Annotated in this window: 15 protein-coding genes; 5 read left to right on the top strand and 10 right to left on the bottom strand. The window is 53.0% G+C overall.

From position 1 onward, the window contains the following. Positions 1-59 precede the first annotated feature (59 nt). Positions 60-1,727, top strand: a complete 1,668-nt coding sequence (gene glnS, locus G6Q29_RS05420) for a glutamine--tRNA ligase (protein ID WP_165464827.1) — start codon at positions 60-62, stop codon at positions 1,725-1,727. Between the two features lie 58 nt (positions 1,728-1,785). Here glnS and G6Q29_RS05415 read toward each other — a convergent pair whose 3' ends face one another. From G6Q29_RS05415 to G6Q29_RS05405, 3 genes are read right to left on the bottom strand one after another with little or no spacing between them, the layout of a single operon-like run. Beyond that, positions 1,786-3,078 carry an ABC transporter substrate-binding protein gene (locus G6Q29_RS05415; protein ID WP_165464826.1) on the bottom strand — a complete coding sequence of 431 codons (1,293 nt, stop codon included), beginning with the start codon at positions 3,076-3,078 and terminating at the stop codon, positions 1,786-1,788. Beyond that, positions 3,075-5,210, bottom strand: a complete 2,136-nt coding sequence (locus tag G6Q29_RS05410; protein ID WP_165464825.1) for an ADP-ribosylglycohydrolase family protein — start codon at positions 5,208-5,210, stop codon at positions 3,075-3,077. Before G6Q29_RS05410 ends, G6Q29_RS05415 begins: the two co-directional genes overlap by 4 nt. A gap of 34 nt (positions 5,211-5,244) precedes the next feature. After that, a complete protein-coding gene (locus tag G6Q29_RS05405) occupies positions 5,245-6,246 on the bottom strand; it encodes a LacI family DNA-binding transcriptional regulator (protein ID WP_165464824.1) in 1,002 nt (333 codons plus the stop codon). 516 nt (positions 6,247-6,762) lie between these two features. On the opposite strand from G6Q29_RS05405, the gene chiP reads away from it, so the two are divergent. Then, positions 6,763-8,160 (top strand): chitoporin ChiP, encoded by a 1,398-nt coding sequence (gene chiP / locus G6Q29_RS05400; protein WP_017694280.1) that lies wholly within the window; start codon positions 6,763-6,765, stop codon positions 8,158-8,160. A gap of 46 nt (positions 8,161-8,206) precedes the next feature. Further along, positions 8,207-8,533 carry a ChiQ/YbfN family lipoprotein gene (gene chiQ / locus G6Q29_RS05395; RefSeq protein ID WP_165465078.1) on the top strand — a complete coding sequence of 109 codons (327 nt, stop codon included), beginning with the start codon at positions 8,207-8,209 and terminating at the stop codon, positions 8,531-8,533. A 93-nt stretch (positions 8,534-8,626) separates the two neighbouring features. Here the strand turns inward: chiQ and fur are convergent, their stop codons facing one another. The 4 genes from fur to ybfF form a co-directional block, all read right to left on the bottom strand. Continuing rightward, positions 8,627-9,073, bottom strand: a complete 447-nt coding sequence (fur, locus tag G6Q29_RS05390) for a ferric iron uptake transcriptional regulator (protein WP_003858655.1) — start codon at positions 9,071-9,073, stop codon at positions 8,627-8,629. A 290-nt stretch (positions 9,074-9,363) separates the two neighbouring features. Then, entirely contained in the window at positions 9,364-9,894 is a 531-nt protein-coding gene (gene fldA / locus G6Q29_RS05380; RefSeq protein ID WP_014069353.1) for a flavodoxin FldA, read from the bottom strand. 155 nt (positions 9,895-10,049) lie between these two features. After that, positions 10,050-10,337: a LexA regulated protein gene (gene ybfE / locus G6Q29_RS05375; RefSeq protein ID WP_003858652.1), complete on the bottom strand. Its 288-nt coding sequence runs from the start codon at positions 10,335-10,337 to the stop codon at positions 10,050-10,052. A gap of 128 nt (positions 10,338-10,465) precedes the next feature. Further along, the gene (gene ybfF, locus G6Q29_RS05370) at positions 10,466-11,239 is read right to left on the bottom strand and encodes an esterase (RefSeq protein ID WP_165464823.1); all 774 of its coding nucleotides are present in this window, start codon (positions 11,237-11,239) and stop codon (positions 10,466-10,468) included. 183 nt (positions 11,240-11,422) lie between these two features. Between ybfF and seqA the strand changes: the two genes are divergently transcribed. Both seqA and pgm read left to right on the top strand, forming a co-directional pair. Then, on the top strand, positions 11,423-11,968 hold the full coding sequence (seqA, locus tag G6Q29_RS05365) for a replication initiation negative regulator SeqA (RefSeq protein ID WP_063940051.1): 546 nt from the start codon (positions 11,423-11,425) through the stop codon (positions 11,966-11,968). Between the two features lie 24 nt (positions 11,969-11,992). Next, positions 11,993-13,633 (top strand): phosphoglucomutase (alpha-D-glucose-1,6-bisphosphate-dependent), encoded by a 1,641-nt coding sequence (gene pgm / locus G6Q29_RS05360; protein WP_165464822.1) that lies wholly within the window; start codon positions 11,993-11,995, stop codon positions 13,631-13,633. 145 nt (positions 13,634-13,778) lie between these two features. On the opposite strand, the gene potE is transcribed toward pgm, so the two are convergent. The 3 genes from potE to speFL form a co-directional block, all read right to left on the bottom strand. Beyond that, on the bottom strand, positions 13,779-15,092 hold the full coding sequence (gene potE, locus G6Q29_RS05355; RefSeq protein ID WP_165464821.1) for a putrescine-ornithine antiporter: 1,314 nt from the start codon (positions 15,090-15,092) through the stop codon (positions 13,779-13,781). Next, a complete protein-coding gene (gene speF / locus G6Q29_RS05350) occupies positions 15,089-17,287 on the bottom strand; it encodes an ornithine decarboxylase SpeF (RefSeq protein WP_165464820.1) in 2,199 nt (732 codons plus the stop codon). The genes potE and speF overlap by 4 nt, the downstream gene beginning before the upstream one ends. Before the next feature lie 255 nt (positions 17,288-17,542). Further along, entirely contained in the window at positions 17,543-17,647 is a 105-nt protein-coding gene (speFL, locus tag G6Q29_RS05345) for a leader peptide SpeFL (RefSeq protein WP_003858645.1), read from the bottom strand. Positions 17,648-17,865: the final 218 nt, after the last annotated feature.

Here is a 17,865-nt window from a genome sequence, read left to right as displayed (position 1 = left end):
ACGTCCGGCTTATAAGATCATATGCCGTTATACGTTGTTTACGCTTTGAGGAATCCACGATGAGTGAGGCAGAAGCCCGCCCGAGTAACTTTATTCGTCAGATCATCGATGAAGATCTGGCCAGTGGTAAGCACACCACAGTCCACACGCGTTTCCCGCCGGAGCCAAATGGCTACCTGCACATTGGTCACGCCAAATCGATCTGCCTGAACTTTGGTATTGCGCAAGATTACCAGGGGCAGTGCAACCTGCGTTTCGATGACACCAACCCAGTAAAAGAAGACATCGAATACGTTGAGTCGATTAAAAACGACGTGCAATGGCTGGGCTTCAACTGGTCTGGCGATATCTGCTACTCCTCTGACTATTTTGACCAGCTGTACGCTTACGCGGTTGAGCTGATCAACAAAGGTCTGGCATACGTCGACGAACTGTCTGCTGACGAAATCCGTGAGTATCGCGGTACGCTGACTCAGCCAGGCAAAAACAGTCCGTTCCGCGATCGTAGCGTGGAAGAGAACCTGGCGCTGTTTGAAAAAATGCGTGCCGGTGGCTTCGAAGAAGGCAAAGCGTGCCTGCGCGCCAAAATCGATATGGCGTCTCCGTTCATCGTAATGCGCGATCCGGTGCTGTACCGCATTAAGTTCGCTGAACATCACCAGACCGGTAACAAGTGGTGCATCTACCCGATGTACGACTTCACCCACTGCATCAGCGATGCGCTGGAAGGCATTACGCACTCTCTGTGCACGCTGGAATTCCAGGACAACCGTCGTCTGTACGACTGGGTGCTGGATAACATCACCATTCCTGTGCATCCGCGTCAGTACGAGTTCTCTCGTCTGAACCTGGAATACACCGTGATGTCCAAGCGTAAGCTGAACCTGCTGGTCACCGACAAGCACGTTGAAGGCTGGGACGACCCGCGTATGCCGACCATCTCTGGCCTGCGTCGTCGTGGTTATACCTCTGCGTCCATTCGTGAATTCTGCAAACGTATTGGTGTCACCAAGCAGGACAACACCATCGAAATGGCGTCTCTGGAATCCTGCATTCGTGAAGACCTGAACGAAAACGCGCCGCGTGCGATGGCAGTGATCGATCCGGTGAAGCTGGTTATCGAAAACTATCCGCAGGGCGGAAGTGAACTGGTTTCGATGCCTAATCATCCGAACAAACCGGAAATGGGTACGCGCGACGTGCCGTTCAGCGGTGAAATCTGGATCGATCGCGCTGACTTCCGTGAAGAAGCCAACAAGCAGTACAAGCGTCTGGTGCTGGGTAAAGAAGTGCGTCTGCGTAACGCCTATGTGATCAAAGCGGAGCGCGTAGAGAAAGATGCGGAAGGTAACATCACGACCATCTTCTGTACGTACGATGCAGAGACGCTGAGCAAAGATCCGGCGGATGGTCGTAAAGTGAAAGGCGTAATCCACTGGGTGAGCGCGCAGCATGCGCTACCCGTTGAAATCCGTCTCTACGATCGCCTTTTCAGCGTGCCTAATCCAGGCGCGGCGGAGGACTTCCTGGCGGTTATCAACCCTGAGTCGCTGATTATCAAGCAGGGTTATGCCGAGCCGTCCCTGAAAGCCGCTGAAGCCGGCAAAGCGTTCCAGTTCGAACGTGAAGGCTACTTCTGCCTGGACAGCCGTTACAGCACGGCAGAAAAACCGGTATTTAACCGTACCGTCGGTCTGCGTGATACCTGGGCTAAGATCGGCGAATAATAACGCTGCTCTGGTCAATGAGAAACAAACGCCGCGTAATGCGGCGTTTTTTTGAGCGTTAATGGCGTTGCAAGAGTTCAGTTATTCGCTGCTGGCTGCGTTCAAGCGCGGGTGACGTCTCCTGTTTTCCTACTGTCACCTGATTGACCATCTCACTGAGAATAGCGGAGCCGGTGACATCCCCCATCCCTGTGAAATTCTTCTCACCGACGGAACCAAAGACCTGCATATGCGGATACTGAGCAATCAGTTGAGTCGTCAGATCGCCAAAGGCTTTAATAGCCGGGTTATCTTTGTAAACGGTGTGTGCAGCAACGGCTTTTGTCACAGGCAGCATCGCCCCTGGCGACATTAATACCCATTCTGCGGTATTTTGCGCTTGCGTCATAAAAGATACGAATTTTTCAGCGGCTTCCGTCTCTTCTTTTTTCTGCCCATTAGTGATGGTTAATGAAGTGATTACGCCATACACCGCAGAGGTTTTTTCAGTCGGAACGACAAAGCCGAGGTCGGCCAAAGAACCTTCCTGAGCGATAGCTGGCAGGATGTAGGTCGAATAGACCGCCATCGGTGCAGTCTCGTTCATAAAGGCGTCTTTGATCTCCATAACATTATTAGAGCCGGGCATCGTGTATCGGGAAAGATCGCGGTAATAATACAGCGACGCGAGCATTTCCGGTGAGTTGACGGTGACCTTGCCGTCAGCATTAAATACGTTTGCATTATTTGAAAGCGCAAACTGGGAAAAAGTTTGCTCGGTCATCACACTCTCTGCCGTCGGCAGAGCGATACCGTATTTTTTATCACCGATTTTGGTCAGCTTGCGCGCCGCATCCAGCAATTGGGCCCAGTTTTTGGGCTCACTAATCCCTGCCTTAGCCAGTACGGATTTTCGGTACCAGATCCCCTGTAACCAGGCGCTGATGGGTACGCCAGTGTATGCATTCCCGTCTTCGGTACGGACAATACGCAACACGCCGTCATAGAAAGATGCTTCCCCTTGTTTCTCAATCAGGGCTTTTACCGCCTTGTGATCGATTAGCTGCTCTTTGTCCATTACCCGGGCGTAGTCATGGCTAACTTCGATCACTTCCGGCAACGCGCCTGAACGGGCAAGCGTAATCATTTTGGTATTAAAAGCGTCCTCTTCCACCGGCACCTGCTTCACGGTAACAGTAGGGTTTTCTTTCTGAAAGCGGTCGATCAGGCCGCGAATAATGGCCTGGCGCTCTTGCTCTACGGAGGAGTGCATAAATTCAATGGTGACCTGCTGCGGTTTATCCTCTTTACATCCTGAGAGTAATGCCGCAACGACCAGGGCCAGAACCCGTAGACTGTTTGCTGTTTTCATTTTTTCATCCCTTGTTGTGATACCGTTTCATTGGCGCTGATATGGATAGCGTCGGTTGACAGCGCACCGGCGCATATCAGTAATCCGATTCCACCATCGGCAAACGCTTCACGTTCGGTATCTTCCACGGAAAGGGTTTTTCCATCGACGGTGGCGGTAAGGGTGTTTCCCATAACAGCGATATCGAAAACGAGGGGCCGCTCATAAACGTCAGACAGGACGGTTTCTGCCAGAATGCGGGTCACCGCGTCGCGTACGCGTATTATCTGTACCTTTCCGTCGCGAGTGACGCGCGCCGCGTAGTAACGTCTCATCCCCTGTACCCGGAAGGCCAGACCACCGTAGTCACCCAAATGCAGCGTGATGTCACTTTGCACCCGATAGTTATTCCACTGGCGAGTTCCGTGAATGATTAAACCCTCATCGTATTCTTTTGAGATCCGAAAGCTGGCTGGATAATGACGGGAAAAGAGATCCACCCCGTTGACCCATGAGCGCCACCAGAAGTCGTTCTCTCCTTCGGGTTTGCGCAGGGTCAGTTTCGGGACGCCATCCCAGCGCATGCTATCGACAAGGAGTCGACCATGGGCAACCCGAGCGTCGGTACTCAATGTCACGCCAATTTCACCTATTGGTTGGCCTTTACAGTCAGGGATATCCAGCGAGAGCGTTATCTCTTCGCCTGGGGAAACGTGGTGCATGTCACCGTAGCAAGGGATTAGACAATTTTTATCGTCATAGACCCGATAGCACAGCCGCACGTTAAGCGACGAGATATTGTCCGGTGGGGCAATAAGCGTAGCGTGCAAGCGTTGTCCAGGGTAGATCAGTGGCGTAGCCATGAGATCGTAACTGCGCATTTCCACGATTTCCGGCGGGGTAAAAGTTTGCGTGGTCACACTGGCCTGAAGACCCTGCGCGAGGTGATGATAATGAATGCTCAGCATCTGCTGCCCCTGCCAGGCTTCGTTTTTCACCTCAACCGGAGCGGTATTCTCTTCTTTCAGCCAGCGAAAACCCTGTACGCTTCCCGGCAGGGAGAAATGGTATTGAGCCCCACCTTTCTTCGGTTCAGGGCGCGGTAGCCCGGCAATCTGATGGCCTAAATCCACCAGATAATCCGTAATGCGTACTGCGTTGTTGATGGAAAAACCGCCGTCCGCGGAAGAGATTAGCATTCTGTCCGCCAGCGGGCCGCGCCAGTCCGGGCCGGCGTCAATACCCTGTAAACCGAGCATAATTCCAGACAGGCAGCCAACGTTGCCCGCATTGCAGTCGGTATCCCATCCGGAGGTATTAACGATGCACTGGGACTGCTGGAAATCGTCCGGCGCGTAGAGCATCGCCATAATCATCAACGCGTGGTTGGGGATCACATGGCAGTTGCTGGGATATTTATGGTAGCCGTAGTGGTCTTCGATTTTCTGGCGCGTCGTCTGCCAGTCATTATCCTCCTGGCGCCAGCGGCAGATATCGGCGACCAGAATGGCAATTTGCGAATCTGGGGGGATAACGGATAAGCCTGTGGCAATCAGTTTTTCGATGTCCTGGCAGATAAAAGCCTGTGACTCCATTGCCGCCCAAAGCATGGCGGCATAAACGGATTCCCCATCGTGACTCACGCTGGCGGCTGTTTTTGCCAGAGACGCCGCCAGTTGCGGTTGGCCGGGAGCCACGAGCGCCCAGCTATCAATGAAAATTTGCGCGCCGATTTGCTCTGCGATGGTCTTTCCGTTAGTGGCGATGGCGCCACTCAGCGGGGCAGGGATACCCTTTTTAAGATTCAGCCACGCCGTATGTTCTGTTGAATTACCATTACCCCCCCACCAAAGGATAGTGCGCTTATCAATGATGTAATTCAGCCAACAGTGCCCCATCTGTTCGGCTGTCAGGTCTGGCGTTAACGCGTAATCCTCAAGCGCGCGAATAAATGTGAATGTTCCGGCTACGTCGTCATCGGTGATCACCAGAGGGCGATTGAATTTTTCATTAACGTAATACCGTATTGGCCCGAGTTCCTGCATGATTTTTTGCCAGGTCCAGCCTTCAAAAGGGCGACCCAGATACACGCCGATCAACTTTCCTAATACCCCAGCGTAAACGCGCTGGTAATAATCTGAAGGTAATTCCATTTCTTTCATCCTTTTCTCTGTGATTAATCGCCATTCAGGCGGAGTCCCTTTTTGCCAGACGGTAAGGCATTTCGGTTGTGCTTCCCGGCGCAGCCTGTTCCCCGGACAGGTGATTCATCAGGATTTCACCGGCTTTTTGTCCGATGCGTTCCGGAAAGTGGGCGACAGTGGTCAGGGAAGGAGTGACCAGTCCGGCCGAGGGGATATCATCAAAACCGACCACGGCAAGCTGCCCGGGAATGGTTATTCCCGTCTCTCTTGCCGCCCGCATCACGCCGATAGCCATGACATCGTTGGCGGCAAAGATAGCGTCCGGGCGAGGACCATGACGGAAAAGCGATAGCGCGCACTGATAGCTGGTTGGTTCTGAGAAATCTGGTTGCATAAGAATTTGTGGCGTAAGGCCAGCCTGCACCATCGCCTGCTGATAGCCTTTCACGCGGGCACCAGCCGGGCCACCAGCGCCCGCGATCATGCAGATGTGTTTGTGCCCCTGAGCCAGCAGATATTCGACAGCGCGGCGGGCGGCAGCGGTGTTATCGATATAAATATTGTGTAACGGCAAATGCCCGGCGGTTTTGTACTCTGCTTCAATCCGGACGATGGGAAAACCGGCCAGCAGATAGGGTTTAAAATCATTAACACCGGCATGAAAAAAAGTGCCGACTACGGCATCGACGCGCCCCTGAGCCGACCAGTGCAGAAAATGCAGTTCCCTTTCCCGCACGGCATCGGTACTGGCAACGATGACATCGTAACGATGGGCGTCCATCACCGATTGCACCCCGCGTATCATCGAAGCGTAAAACGGGTTGGCAATGTCCGGAACAATACAGGCCACGGACAGGGTTTTATTGGTTTTCAATGCCTGGGCGAAGCGGTTTGGTACATAGCCCAGTTGTTTCGCCGCATTTTCTACCCTGGCGACTGTGTCCTGGGAATAGGCGTGTTTTCCCATACCTAACACCACCGAGACCACGGCCTGAGAGACTCCCGCCAGTGTAGCGACATCGCGTTGCGTAATTCTTTTTGACATATGTGCGCCAACTTATACGTATAACCTGACCACATAATTAATGTGGCTTTTCGTCAGCGTCAAGAAGGGAGCCAGTAAAAACAGACGGTTAATTTTAAAACAGCGAGCAAGCTCACAATCCATAAAGGGAACTTGCAAAGGAAGGGAGAACCCGCTTTGCGCAGCGAATTAATAACAATTCAAAATTTATTATTTTCCTAAATGATTTCAATTAAAAAATAAACATCTCAAATATTTAAGGGATGAAATCGATTCCATATTTATGGAATTAAAGGTTTTTTTGTCAAACGCCCGCATTTTTGGATCTATGAATGAAATGTAACAGAAAACGATGAAATATGTGCGGTTGCTCATGTTCTTACATTCCCGTTACAGAAAGAGATTGATAATTCGCGTCGCGAAAAATAGTCTAATCATTGTAGTCAACGAGGTTTTCTCAACGCTACTTTTTCATTTTATTTTTTTTCGCTGTTTACCTTTGGTAACAGCAATTTATACGTCAAAGAGGATAAACATATGCGTACGTTCAGTGGCAAACGTAGTGCGCTGGCGCTGGCTATCGCCGGCGTAACAGCAATGTCGGGCCTGGTGGTTGCGCCAGAGGCAAAAGCAGCAGGTTTCATTGAAGATTCAACCCTCACGGGCGGTATTTATTACTGGCAGCGTGAGCGTGACCGTAAAGACGTTACGGAAGATAAATACAAAACCAACCTTTCTCACTCCACGTGGAACGCCAACCTGGATTTCCAGTCGGGATATGCTGCCGATATGTTCGGGATCGATATTGCAGCGTTCACCGCAATTGAAATGGCCGAAAATGGCGACAGCGGCCACCCGAACGAAATTGCGTTCTCCTCCAGCAATAAAGCCTACGACGAAGACTGGTCCGGTGATAAAAGCGGTATCAGCCTGTATAAAGCGGCTGCAAAATTCAAATATGGTCCGGTCTGGGCGCGAGGTGGTTATATCCAGCCAACCGGCCAGACGCTGTTAGCGCCGCACTGGAGCTTTATGCCAGGCACTTATCAGGGTGCGGAAGCCGGTGCTAATTTTGACTACGGCGATGCGGGGGCGTTGAGCTTCTCCTATATGTGGACCAACGAGTACAAAGCGCCGTGGCACATTGAGATGGACAAGTTCTATCAAAACGATAAAAAAACCAAAGTTGATTATCTCCACTCGCTGGGGGCGAAGTACGATTTTAAAAACGATCTGGTGCTGGAAGCGGCTTTTGGTCAGGCTGAAGGTTATATCGATCAGTACTTTGCTAAAGCCAGTTACAAATTTGATATCGCGGGTAGCCCGCTGAGCACCAGCTATCAGTTCTACGGTACGCGCGATAAGGTCAGCGATGGCAGCGTAAATGATATCTATGACGGCACCGCGTGGTTACAGGCGCTGACCTTCGGCTACAAAGTCGGTCAGGTTGATTTGCGTCTGGAGGGAACATGGGTCAAGGCAGAAGGGCAGCAGGGCTACTTCCTGCAACGTATGACGCCAACCTACGCGTCATCTAACGGTCGTCTGGATATCTGGTGGGATAACCGCTCTGACTTCAACGCCGACGGCGAAAAGGCCGTCTTCTTCGGCGCAATGTATGACCTGAAGAACTGGAACCTGCCGGGCTGGGCAGTGGGGGCATCCTACGCGTACGCCTGGGATGCGAAGCCCGCGGATATGGCTACGCCAGATGCCTACTACGATCCGAACTACCGTCTGAAAGAGTCTTCATACAGCCTGGATGCGATTTACACCCTTCAGGAAGGCCGTGCGAAAGGCACGATGTTCAAACTGCACTTCACCCAATATGACAACCATTCCGATATCCCGAGCTACGCGGGCGGTTACGGCAACATCTTCCAGGATGAGCGTGACGTGAAGTTCATGGTCATTGCGCCATTCACTATCTTCTGATGAACACGCTGGCGGCTAAGTCCCGCCAGCATGGAGACTTCACATGATGAAAAAAATGGTAATCGTTGCGCTGCTGGCGTCGGGGCTGGTGGCGTGTGCGCAGGATCAAGCGCAGAAAGAAGATTCCCGTCTGAAGGAGGCGTATAGCGTCTGCATCAATACAGCACAAGGATCGCCAGAGAAGATTGAAGCCTGCCAGAGCGTACTGAATGTGCTGAAAAAAGAGAAAGTCCATGAGCAGTTTGCAACGCAGGAAAGCGTTCGCGTGATGGATTACCAGGCCTGTATCCAGGCGCGGAAAACCGGTAACGATCAGGAAGTGACGAAGCGTTGCGATAAGATCTGGGACGAGATTCGCAATAACAATAAATAAGTTGCTTTACGCCCGGTAAGCGTTGCGTTTACCGGGCTTTTTTCAGGCAAAAAAAAGCCAACCTTACGGCTGGCTCAGAGTATGAACACTCGCTTATTTTGCGTCGTGAGCATGTTCATTTTCACGACAATCCCCTTCAGCACAGTGACCGTACAGGTACAGGCTGTGGTTAGTCAGGCGGATGCCATGACGGGCGGCGATTTCACGCTGGCGTGATTCAATGGAATCATCGCTGAATTCAATGACCTTGCCACAGTCGAGGCAAATCAGGTGATCGTGGTGGTGCTGCTGAGTCAGTTCGAATACGGATTTACCGCCTTCGAAATTATGACGAGTAACAATGCCCGCGTCATCAAACTGGTTCAGCACACGATAGACGGTTGCCAGCCCAATCTCTTCACCCATATCGATAAGACGCTTATAAAGGTCTTCCGCACTGACATGGTGATTGTCTGGCCCCTGAAGCACTTCAAGGATTTTTAACCGAGGAAGCGTTACTTTCAGGCCAGCTTTCTTTAATGCGGTATTGTTGTCAGTCATGCGGAATCTGTCCTGTTGCTAAACGATTCACTTCAAAAGAAGAAGTGACAGAAAATGCACTTGGGATAATGCGTCTCATTATAGAACTGCCATGGCTAAATGAAAACTGCAAGTCTCAAGCAAAGTATGCTTATAAAAATGGGGTATCACCAACAAACTTGTTCGATGGCATCCACTTTTTACCAGGGGGATATTGTACAGGTCTGGACGAAAAAGTTAAAAGTTTGTAGCAATTAATTTAATCGGTTTTACCTGGAAACGGGCGCAACCGGAGTTGCGCCGCAGGGATATCAGGCGTTAAGGATATCGTCCAGGTTCAGCTCTTCACGAATCTGCTTAACCCATTTTTCAACACGCTCAGCGGTCAGCTCTGGCTGACGGTCTTCATCAATGGCCAGGCCAACGAAGTGATCGTCATCTGCCAAACCTTTGGAAGCTTCGAAGTGGTAACCCGCCGTTGGCCAGTGACCGACGATCGCCGCACCGCGTGGCTCAATGATGTCGCGAATAGTGCCCAGCGCATCACAGAAATACTCAGCGTAGTCTTCCTGATCGCCACAGCCAAACAGGGCAACCAGCTTACCGTTGAAGTCTACTTCCTCCAGCGTCGGGAAGAAATCGTCCCAGTCACACTGTGCTTCACCGTAGTACCAGGTCGGAATGCCCAGCAGCAGGATGTCATAGCCCTCGAGATCTTCTTTACTGCTCTTGGCGATGTCGTGCACATCAGCAACGTCTTTACCGAGCTGTTTTTGAATGTTTTTTGCGATATTTTCAGTATTGCCGGTATCACTGCCAAAGAAAATGCCGATGATTGCCATGAGTAAAATAACCTCTTGAAACTTAATGGTATGGTGGCGCAAATTGTCCACGGATAAGGGCAATAATAGCAGAACAGGCAACCCTGCGGAAACAGCTATCACGCAGGACTGCACTCTGTGCTACATGAAAAAGGTAATATTGGGGATTTTCTGACTCACGCCTTGCCGCGTAACGTCTCAAGCTGGGCGATCAACATCTCTTCGATCAGTTCGCTGCGGCTGATGTTGCGTGCGTCAGCTAACTCGTTAAGCGCATCGACGGCATCGGCATTCAGCTTCAGTTCGACACGCTTAAGTCCACGATTTTTATCGCGTTTAAGCTGGTTGCGTTTATTAATACGCAGCTGTTCATCGCGTGAAAGCGGATTCGTTTTCGGTCGTCCCGGTCGACGCTCATTCGCGAACAGATCTAGTGTCGTACGGTCCGTTTGTTCTTTGGCCATGATTATGAGACTTCGGGGGAAACACGCCGCCCTGCTAATGCCCGGGCGATAAGCGCGCCATCATACATTACCCAAATCCACACGCCAACGACTGGAAGCCCGCCGGCTTCTGGTCGCTGGCTTTTTAATCAATTCGCTGTGTCAGTAAGATAGCGGCGAATGGCGCGCAGGACGGCATCTGGTTTTTCCGCATGTACCCAGTGCCCGGCACCAGCAATGACGTGAGCGCGAGCCTGCGGGAATTGCGCCAGCAGCGTGTCACGGTACGCGTCAGTAACGTAAGGGGAGTTGCCGCCGCGAATAAAGAGGGTAGGGTGTGGCCAGGCAGGCACGGTTTCCCAACCCACAATATGCGAATACTGATCCCACAGCACCGGAACGTTAAAGCGCCATTGCCCGTCAACAAACGATTTCAGCAGGAACTGCACCACGCCTTCCTCATCAAGATGCTCGCGCATAACGGCAGCCGCCTGCTGACGTGTGGAGACGCCAGACTCCGTCACGGCGTCGATCGCAGCGAAAATCTCATCGTGACGGCGAACGTCGTAGTTGACGGGCGCTACGTCAATGACCACCAGCCCGGAGATCCGCTCAGGCGCCAGCGCAGTGAGCGCCATCACCGCTTTGCCGCCCATTGAATGCCCAATCAACGTCGCTTTCTGGATATTATTCGCATCCAGGGTGTCCCGCAGATCCTGCGCCATGGCTGCGTAGGTCATCTCCTCGGATCGCCCTGATAGACCATGATTTCGCATATCAACCTGGAGGATTTCATGATCGGCCACTAAATCGCGCGCCAGCACGCCCAGATTATCAAGACTACCAAACAGGCCGTGAACCAGTACGATGGGAGAATTATTGTTCGGCGATTGTGCAGTTTGCGCTCGGGTATTCAGTTTCATGGCAAAGTTCTTTTTTTAGGTTTGTCAGGTTAGGGTATCATGTTGACCATTCTGCCGCCCGGGGGCAAGGATCCAGTTTAATCTGACTTTTGCCGCCAACCTGGTTTGACGCTATCCGCTGTTGAGATTTGACCTTATAATCTCAACGACTTGTATTCAGATAAGATATCGCACTGGATTAAGATGAAAACAATCGAAGTTGATGACGAACTCTATCAGTATATTGCCAGCCAGACGCGGCATATTGGGGAGAGCGCGTCCGACATTTTACGGCGCATGCTTAAAATTTCCGCCGCTTCACAGCCCACTCCTGTCACCAAAGATGTCGTGTCTCAGCCGAGCGTTGTTGCACAAGCAAAACCTGCCGTCATGCCGGCAAAAGACAAAGTGCGCGCGATGCGCGAGCTGCTGCTTTCCGATGAATATGCAGAGCAGAAAAAGGCGGTTAACCGCTTTATGCTGGTGCTGTCTACACTTTACTCACTGGATAACAACGCATTTGCAGAAGCGACAGAGTCGCTGCACGGTCGTACGCGCGTTTACTTCGCGGGCGACGAGCAGACCTTGCTGCAAAATGGCAACCAAACCAAACCCAAACACGTTCCCGGTACACCATACTGGGTGATCACGAATACCAATACGGGCCGCAAGTGCAGCATGATCGAACATATCATGCAGTCCATGCAGTTCCCGGCGGAATTGATCGAAAAGGTTTGCGGTACTATTTAACCCTTGCATCAGAAGGACCAGGCAATGGCAAATCACAGCCGTGCAGGCCAACCTGCACAACAACGCGATTTGATTAACGTCGCTCAACTGACCGCGCAGTACTACGTGCTGAAACCGGTGGTAGGCAACGCAGAACACGCAGTGAAGTTTGGTACATCTGGCCACCGCGGCAGCGCGGCGCGCCACAGCTTTAACGAACCGCACATTCTGGCCATTGCTCAGGCGATCGCGGAAGAGCGCGCCAAAAATGGCGTTACCGGTCCGTGCTATGTTGGGAAAGATACCCATGCCCTGTCTGAGCCTGCTTTTATCTCCGTGCTGGAAGTGCTGGCGGCGAACGGCGTAGACGTGATTGTTCAGGAGAACAACGGTTTCACGCCAACGCCTGCGGTTTCTAACGCTATTCTGGTACACAACAAAAAAGGTGGCGCGCAGGCTGACGGTATTGTGATCACCCCGTCCCACAACCCCCCGGAAGATGGCGGCATCAAATACAACCCGCCTAACGGTGGCCCGGCGGATACCAACGTCACGAAAGTGGTAGAAGATCGCGCCAACGCATTACTGGCTAACGGTCTGAACGGCGTGAAGCGTATCTCGCTGGATGAAGCCATGGCCTCCGGCCACGTGAAAGAGCAGGATCTGGTGCAGCCGTTCGTGGAAGGGCTGGCGGATATCGTCGATATGGCCGCTATCCAGAAAGCAGGTCTGAAACTGGGCGTGGATCCGCTGGGCGGCTCCGGTATTGAATACTGGAAACGCATTGCCGAGCATTACAGGCTGGATCTGACCATCGTGAACGATCACGTCGATCAGACCTTCCGCTTTATGCACCTGGACAAAGACGGCGCGATCCGTATGGACTGCTCCTCCGAATGCGCAATGGCAGGCCTGCTGGCGCTGCGCGACAAGTTCGATCTGGCGTTTGCCAACGATCCGGACTACGACCGCCACGGTATCGTTACCCCGGCAGGGCTGATGAACCCGAACCACTACCTGGCTGTTGCAATCAACTATCTTTTCCAGCACCGTCCGCAGTGGGGCAAAGAGGTCGCGGTGGGTAAAACGCTGGTCTCTTCCGCTATGATTGACCGTGTGGTCGACGCGCTGGGTCGCAAGCTGGTGGAAGTGCCGGTGGGCTTCAAGTGGTTTGTTGATGGTCTGCACGACGGCAGCTTCGGCTTTGGCGGTGAAGAGAGCGCGGGGGCATCCTTCCTGCGCTTCGACGGCACACCATGGTCAACCGATAAAGACGGCATCATCATGTGCCTGCTGGCGGCGGAAATCACCGCAGTCACCGGTAAGAACCCGCAGGAACATTACAACGAGCTGGCGGAACGTTTTGGTGCGCCAAGCTATAACCGTATCCAGGCTGGCGCCACGTCTGCGCAAAAAGCAGCGCTGTCAAAACTCTCTCCGGAGATGGTCAGCGCCAGCACCCTGGCAGGTGACCCGATCACCGCGCGTCTGACGGCGGCACCGGGTAACGGCGCATCGATCGGCGGCCTGAAAGTGATGACCGAAAACGGCTGGTTCGCCGCGCGTCCATCCGGTACGGAAGATGCGTACAAAATCTATTGCGAAAGCTTCCTCGGCGCTGAGCATCGTCAGCAGATTGAGAAAGAAGCGGTAGAAATTGTCAGTGAAGTGCTGAAAAACGCGTAAGTCGTGTTCTGGTGCGGGCTGATGCCCTCACCCCGGCCCTCTCCCGGTGGGAGAGGGAGAAAACATAAAAAACGGCAACCTCAGGGTTGCCGTTTTGCATTGACCTCGCAGGCCCGGTAAACGCCAGCGCCACCGGGCGTCTTTTTTAGCTGTGTTTATTCTTCAGTTCAAACCGTGGTGAGACCAGACCGTACAGCGTCCAGCCCATGAATGTCACCATCGCCCCGTACAGCATCGCCTCCTGACCGGACGAGTAGAGCGCATAGAAGCTGTAAATCGCCCCAATCAGCGCCACGATATTGGCCGCCCGGGCTTTGCGCGGATCCACCTTCGCCACCTTCTGTATAATCACCAGCGCCGCCATCGACAGAATGTACGGAATGATGTTCGTCACCACCGCCAGGTTGACCAGCACGTTAAACTGGCTGTTCAGTGACGGGCTGATGGTCATCAGCGACAAACCGCTCTGGAAAATTACAATCGCCAGCATACCCTGCACCGGCGCATCCGCTTTGGTGACGCGGGAGAAGATTTTCGGGAAATAACCTTCGTCAGCGGAAGATTTAAACACCTGAGCGATGGTGAACTGCCAGCCCAGCAGCGAGCCGCAGCAGGACATCACCATCAGTCCCATGATCACTTTCCCCATCTCCGGCGTAAACATCTGCGCAAACGCCAGCCCGAACGGCGCCGTGGAGTTAGCCAGATCCATATTGGGTACAATCCCCGCAATCACGTTGGTCGAGACGATATAGATCACCGCGGCTCCCAGCGTCCCGCCGAGTACCGCGATCGGCACGTTCTTCTCCGGATTTTCCACCACTTCAGCATTCGCGCAGGCCGACTCCAGACCGAGGAAAGCCCACAGCGTCATGGCGATGGACGATCCCACGGCGGTGAAGAACGGTACGTGGTGAGGATTCCAGGAGTTGGCGTACAGCGTCGGGCTAAACCAGAACCAGCCGATAATGCACAGGCCGACCACCGGGATGATGACGCCCCAGACGGTGATGCTGCTGAGCTGTCCGGTGATGCGCGCGCCGCCAAAGTTGGCGACGGTGCAGATCCACAGCACGCCGATGGTCGCCAGCCCAATCTGCACCGGGGTCAGCGTCGCGCCAAACAGCTCTGTGCCGTAACCGACAGCGGAAATAGCAATCGCCACGTTGGCGATCAGCAGTGACACGCCGTAGGTGTAGTTGGCCATAAAGTTACCGGACTTACCAAACGCATATTCGGCATAGCCACCCATCCCGCCTGACTTGCGGCTGAACATTCCGCACTTGGCAAACGCCCACGCCAGCGCCATCGAACCCACCGCGGTAACAAGCCAGGAGATAATCGAAATCGTACCCACTTCAGCGAGTTTGGTGGGCAGCATAATGATCCCGGACCCCATCATATTCACCATGGTGAGAATAGTGAGTTGCACCACGCCCATCTTGTTGGCCTTACTCATAAGTTTTCTCCTTTGATCAGCGATGGCTGAGCGGCAGGGTGTTTGATCACATAGCAGCGCACTTCTTTGCGACCATCACACTCCTCGACGTAAACCCCCTGCAACTCAGGGGCAAAGCCCGGCAGCAGATTGATCCCCTCTTCCAGCGCGGCAAAATAGCGCAGCACGGAACCGCCCCAGACTTCTCCCGGAACCACGCACAACACCCCCGGTGGGTAAGGCAGCGCGCCTTCCGCGGCGATACGGCCTTCCGCGTCGCGCAGGGACACCAGTTCGACCTCACCGCGCAGATACGCATAGTTCGCCTCCTGCGGGTTCATCATGACGCGCGGGAAGTGAGATTTGCGGAACATCTCTTTTTGCAGCTGTTTCACGTTGTGGCGGGCATACAGATCGTGCATCTCCTGGCAGATCTGACGCAGGGTATACTCCGCATATCGTTCCGGATGTTGCTTATAAAGAGAGGGCAGAACCTCTTTCAGCGGCACATCGCTCTGGAGCATTTTTTCGAAGCGCACCAGCTGGGCGACGAGCTGCTGCAATTTGCCCATGTCCTCCGCCGGGGTGAGCAGGAAGAGAATGGAGTTGAGGTCACATTTTTCCGGCACGATGCCGTTTTCACGCAGGAAGTTGGCGAGGATGGTGGCGGGCACGCCGAACTCTTCATACTCACCTGTACCGGCATTGATGCCCGGCGTGGTCAGCAGCAGTTTGCAGGGATCGATAAAATACTGGTGCTCGGCATATCCCTCAAAGGCGTGCCAGCGTTCGCCCGGCACGAAATGGAAGAAGCGCAGATCGGTGGCAATGTCCGACGTATCCCAGCTTTCCCACGGACGACCATCCACCGTCTCCGGCACGAATGGGCGAATAAACCGACAGTTCTGAAGGATCAGTTTCCGCGCTTCGATACCGGTCACCACGCAGTCCATCCACATGTTGCGCCCACTTTGCCCCTCGTGCATGCGGGCGTTGATATCCAGGGCGGCAAACAGCGGGTAGAACGGGCTGGTGGAGGCGTGCATCATAAAGGCGTTGTTGAGGCGCTTATGCGGGACATAGCGCGGCTGGCCTTTTATATGGCTGTCCTTCTTATGGATTTGCGAGGTTTGCGAGAAGCCCGCCTGCTGCTTATGCACCGACTGGGTAACCAGAATGCCCGGGTCGTTTTCGTTCAGCTCCAGCAGCAGCGGCGAGCAGTCGGCCATCATCGGGATAAACTGCTCGTAACCCACCCATGCGGAATCAAACAGAATGTAATCGCACAGGTGACCAATCTTATCCACCACCTGACGGGCGTTATAAATGGTACCGTCGTAGGTGCCCAGCTGGATCACCGCCAGACGGAACGGACGTTCATCCCGCGCGCGGCCAGGCGCGACCTCTGACACCAGCTCCCGCAGATAGCTCTCGTCGAAACAGTGTGCATCAATACCGCCGATAAACCCGTACGGGTTGCGCGCCGTTTCCAGATATACCGGCGTCGCGCCCGCCTGTAACAGCGCCCCGTGGTGATTAGATTTATGGTTATTGCGATCGAACAGCACCAGATCGCCTGGCGTAAGCAGGGCATTGAGCACCACCTTGTTGGAGGAGGAGGTGCCGTTCAGCACGAAGTAGGTTTTATCCGCATTAAAGACTTTTGCCGCATGCTGTTGGGCGATGCATGGCGCGCCTTCGTGGATCAGCAGATCGCCCATTGCCACGTCGGCATTGCACAGATCGGCGCGGAAAAGCGTTTCGCCAAAGAAATCGACAAACTGGTTTCCGGCCGGATGGCGGCGGAAGAACTGGCCTCCCTGATGTCCGGGGCAGTCAAACGCGCTGTTCCCCTGCTGGACGTAATCGACCAGCGCGCGGAAGAACGGCGGACGGAGCCGGGTTTCGTACTTCTGCGCAGCCGCTTCAAGCTGGCGTCCGTAGTACGCGTTGCTGGTGTCGGAGTACTCAAAAATGCCGTGAATACGCGACAGAAATTCAGCCGGAACTCTTTCTTCTTTATGCGTGGCAATAAACACCGGAATACCGAATCCCGTGGCTTCTATTTCTTCTATGGCGCCATTGAAAATATCGCTGACGGCCAGAACCACGGCTGCCACATCAATATAATCCGATGCGGTGATATCCACAATGTCGCGCGAAGTGGTAAAACATTCAGGACAGGCACGGCTGACGGCAATTTTTAACGTTTTCATCTTTATCTCTTTATTTCAGGCAATATGGGGCCCTCGACTTCTTGCGGTAAAGAAATCGATTATTTCCGGAAAAAAAAGCAAAGCGTGTCCGCTGATGCGAAATCAGTTAATTGCTTTTTTGCTGAGTAGAATTCAGTCCGCCCGGTTGCGGAGAATCTGAATCATAAGGAATGAGCGCAGGTGTTCACAGGCAACAGCCTGTAAAATAGCGTTTTTCAGGATAACCTGTAAACAGGTGCGCCAGAAGTCGAAGGACTACCGGGCGTTAAAGAGATGAAAGTCAAAACAGTTTCGGTGGGCAAACATCATGATATGTGTTGTCCGCCTTATATGGGGCATTAAACGATTGTTGTTTTCCATGTTCAGTTTCCTTTCAGTAATTGAAAGCACGGTCATTTTATCCATGAAAAAGGGATTAACTGTGAAACAGATCACCAATAACCGATCATTTCAGAAATAATTAGTCGTTTTGAGTGAATAATGCAGATCATAATGCTGTTTTGTTGGCTTGGTGTTAAATTGATGTTTTAATTGTGTTCGGGAGAGGGTAAATATAGCCATGAAAATAATCTCATCGT

The sequence above is a fragment of the Enterobacter cloacae genome (assembly GCF_011078175.1).
GTDB classification, from domain to species: domain Bacteria; phylum Pseudomonadota; class Gammaproteobacteria; order Enterobacterales; family Enterobacteriaceae; genus Enterobacter; species Enterobacter cloacae_Q.
The sequence above is the reverse complement of the archived record's forward strand: the minus strand, read 5'-3'. Positions and strand labels throughout refer to the sequence as shown.

Coding starts and splice junctions, on each gene's coding strand:
- glnS (WP_165464827.1), top strand. CDS start 60: ATGAGTGAGGCAGAAGCCCGCCCGAGTAACTTTATTCGTCAGATCATC.
- G6Q29_RS05415 (WP_165464826.1), bottom strand. CDS start 3,078: ATGAAAACAGCAAACAGTCTACGGGTTCTGGCCCTGGTCGTTGCGGCA.
- G6Q29_RS05410 (WP_165464825.1), bottom strand. CDS start 5,210: ATGGAATTACCTTCAGATTATTACCAGCGCGTTTACGCTGGGGTATTA.
- G6Q29_RS05405 (WP_165464824.1), bottom strand. CDS start 6,246: ATGTCAAAAAGAATTACGCAACGCGATGTCGCTACACTGGCGGGAGTC.
- chiP (WP_017694280.1), top strand. CDS start 6,763: ATGCGTACGTTCAGTGGCAAACGTAGTGCGCTGGCGCTGGCTATCGCC.
- chiQ (WP_165465078.1), top strand. CDS start 8,207: ATGAAAAAAATGGTAATCGTTGCGCTGCTGGCGTCGGGGCTGGTGGCG.
- fur (WP_003858655.1), bottom strand. CDS start 9,073: ATGACTGACAACAATACCGCATTAAAGAAAGCTGGCCTGAAAGTAACG.
- fldA (WP_014069353.1), bottom strand. CDS start 9,894: ATGGCAATCATCGGCATTTTCTTTGGCAGTGATACCGGCAATACTGAA.
- ybfE (WP_003858652.1), bottom strand. CDS start 10,337: ATGGCCAAAGAACAAACGGACCGTACGACACTAGATCTGTTCGCGAAT.
- ybfF (WP_165464823.1), bottom strand. CDS start 11,239: ATGAAACTGAATACCCGAGCGCAAACTGCACAATCGCCGAACAATAAT.
- seqA (WP_063940051.1), top strand. CDS start 11,423: ATGAAAACAATCGAAGTTGATGACGAACTCTATCAGTATATTGCCAGC.
- pgm (WP_165464822.1), top strand. CDS start 11,993: ATGGCAAATCACAGCCGTGCAGGCCAACCTGCACAACAACGCGATTTG.
- potE (WP_165464821.1), bottom strand. CDS start 15,092: ATGAGTAAGGCCAACAAGATGGGCGTGGTGCAACTCACTATTCTCACC.
- speF (WP_165464820.1), bottom strand. CDS start 17,287: ATGAAAACGTTAAAAATTGCCGTCAGCCGTGCCTGTCCTGAATGTTTT.
- speFL (WP_003858645.1), bottom strand. CDS start 17,647: ATGGAAAACAACAATCGTTTAATGCCCCATATAAGGCGGACAACACAT.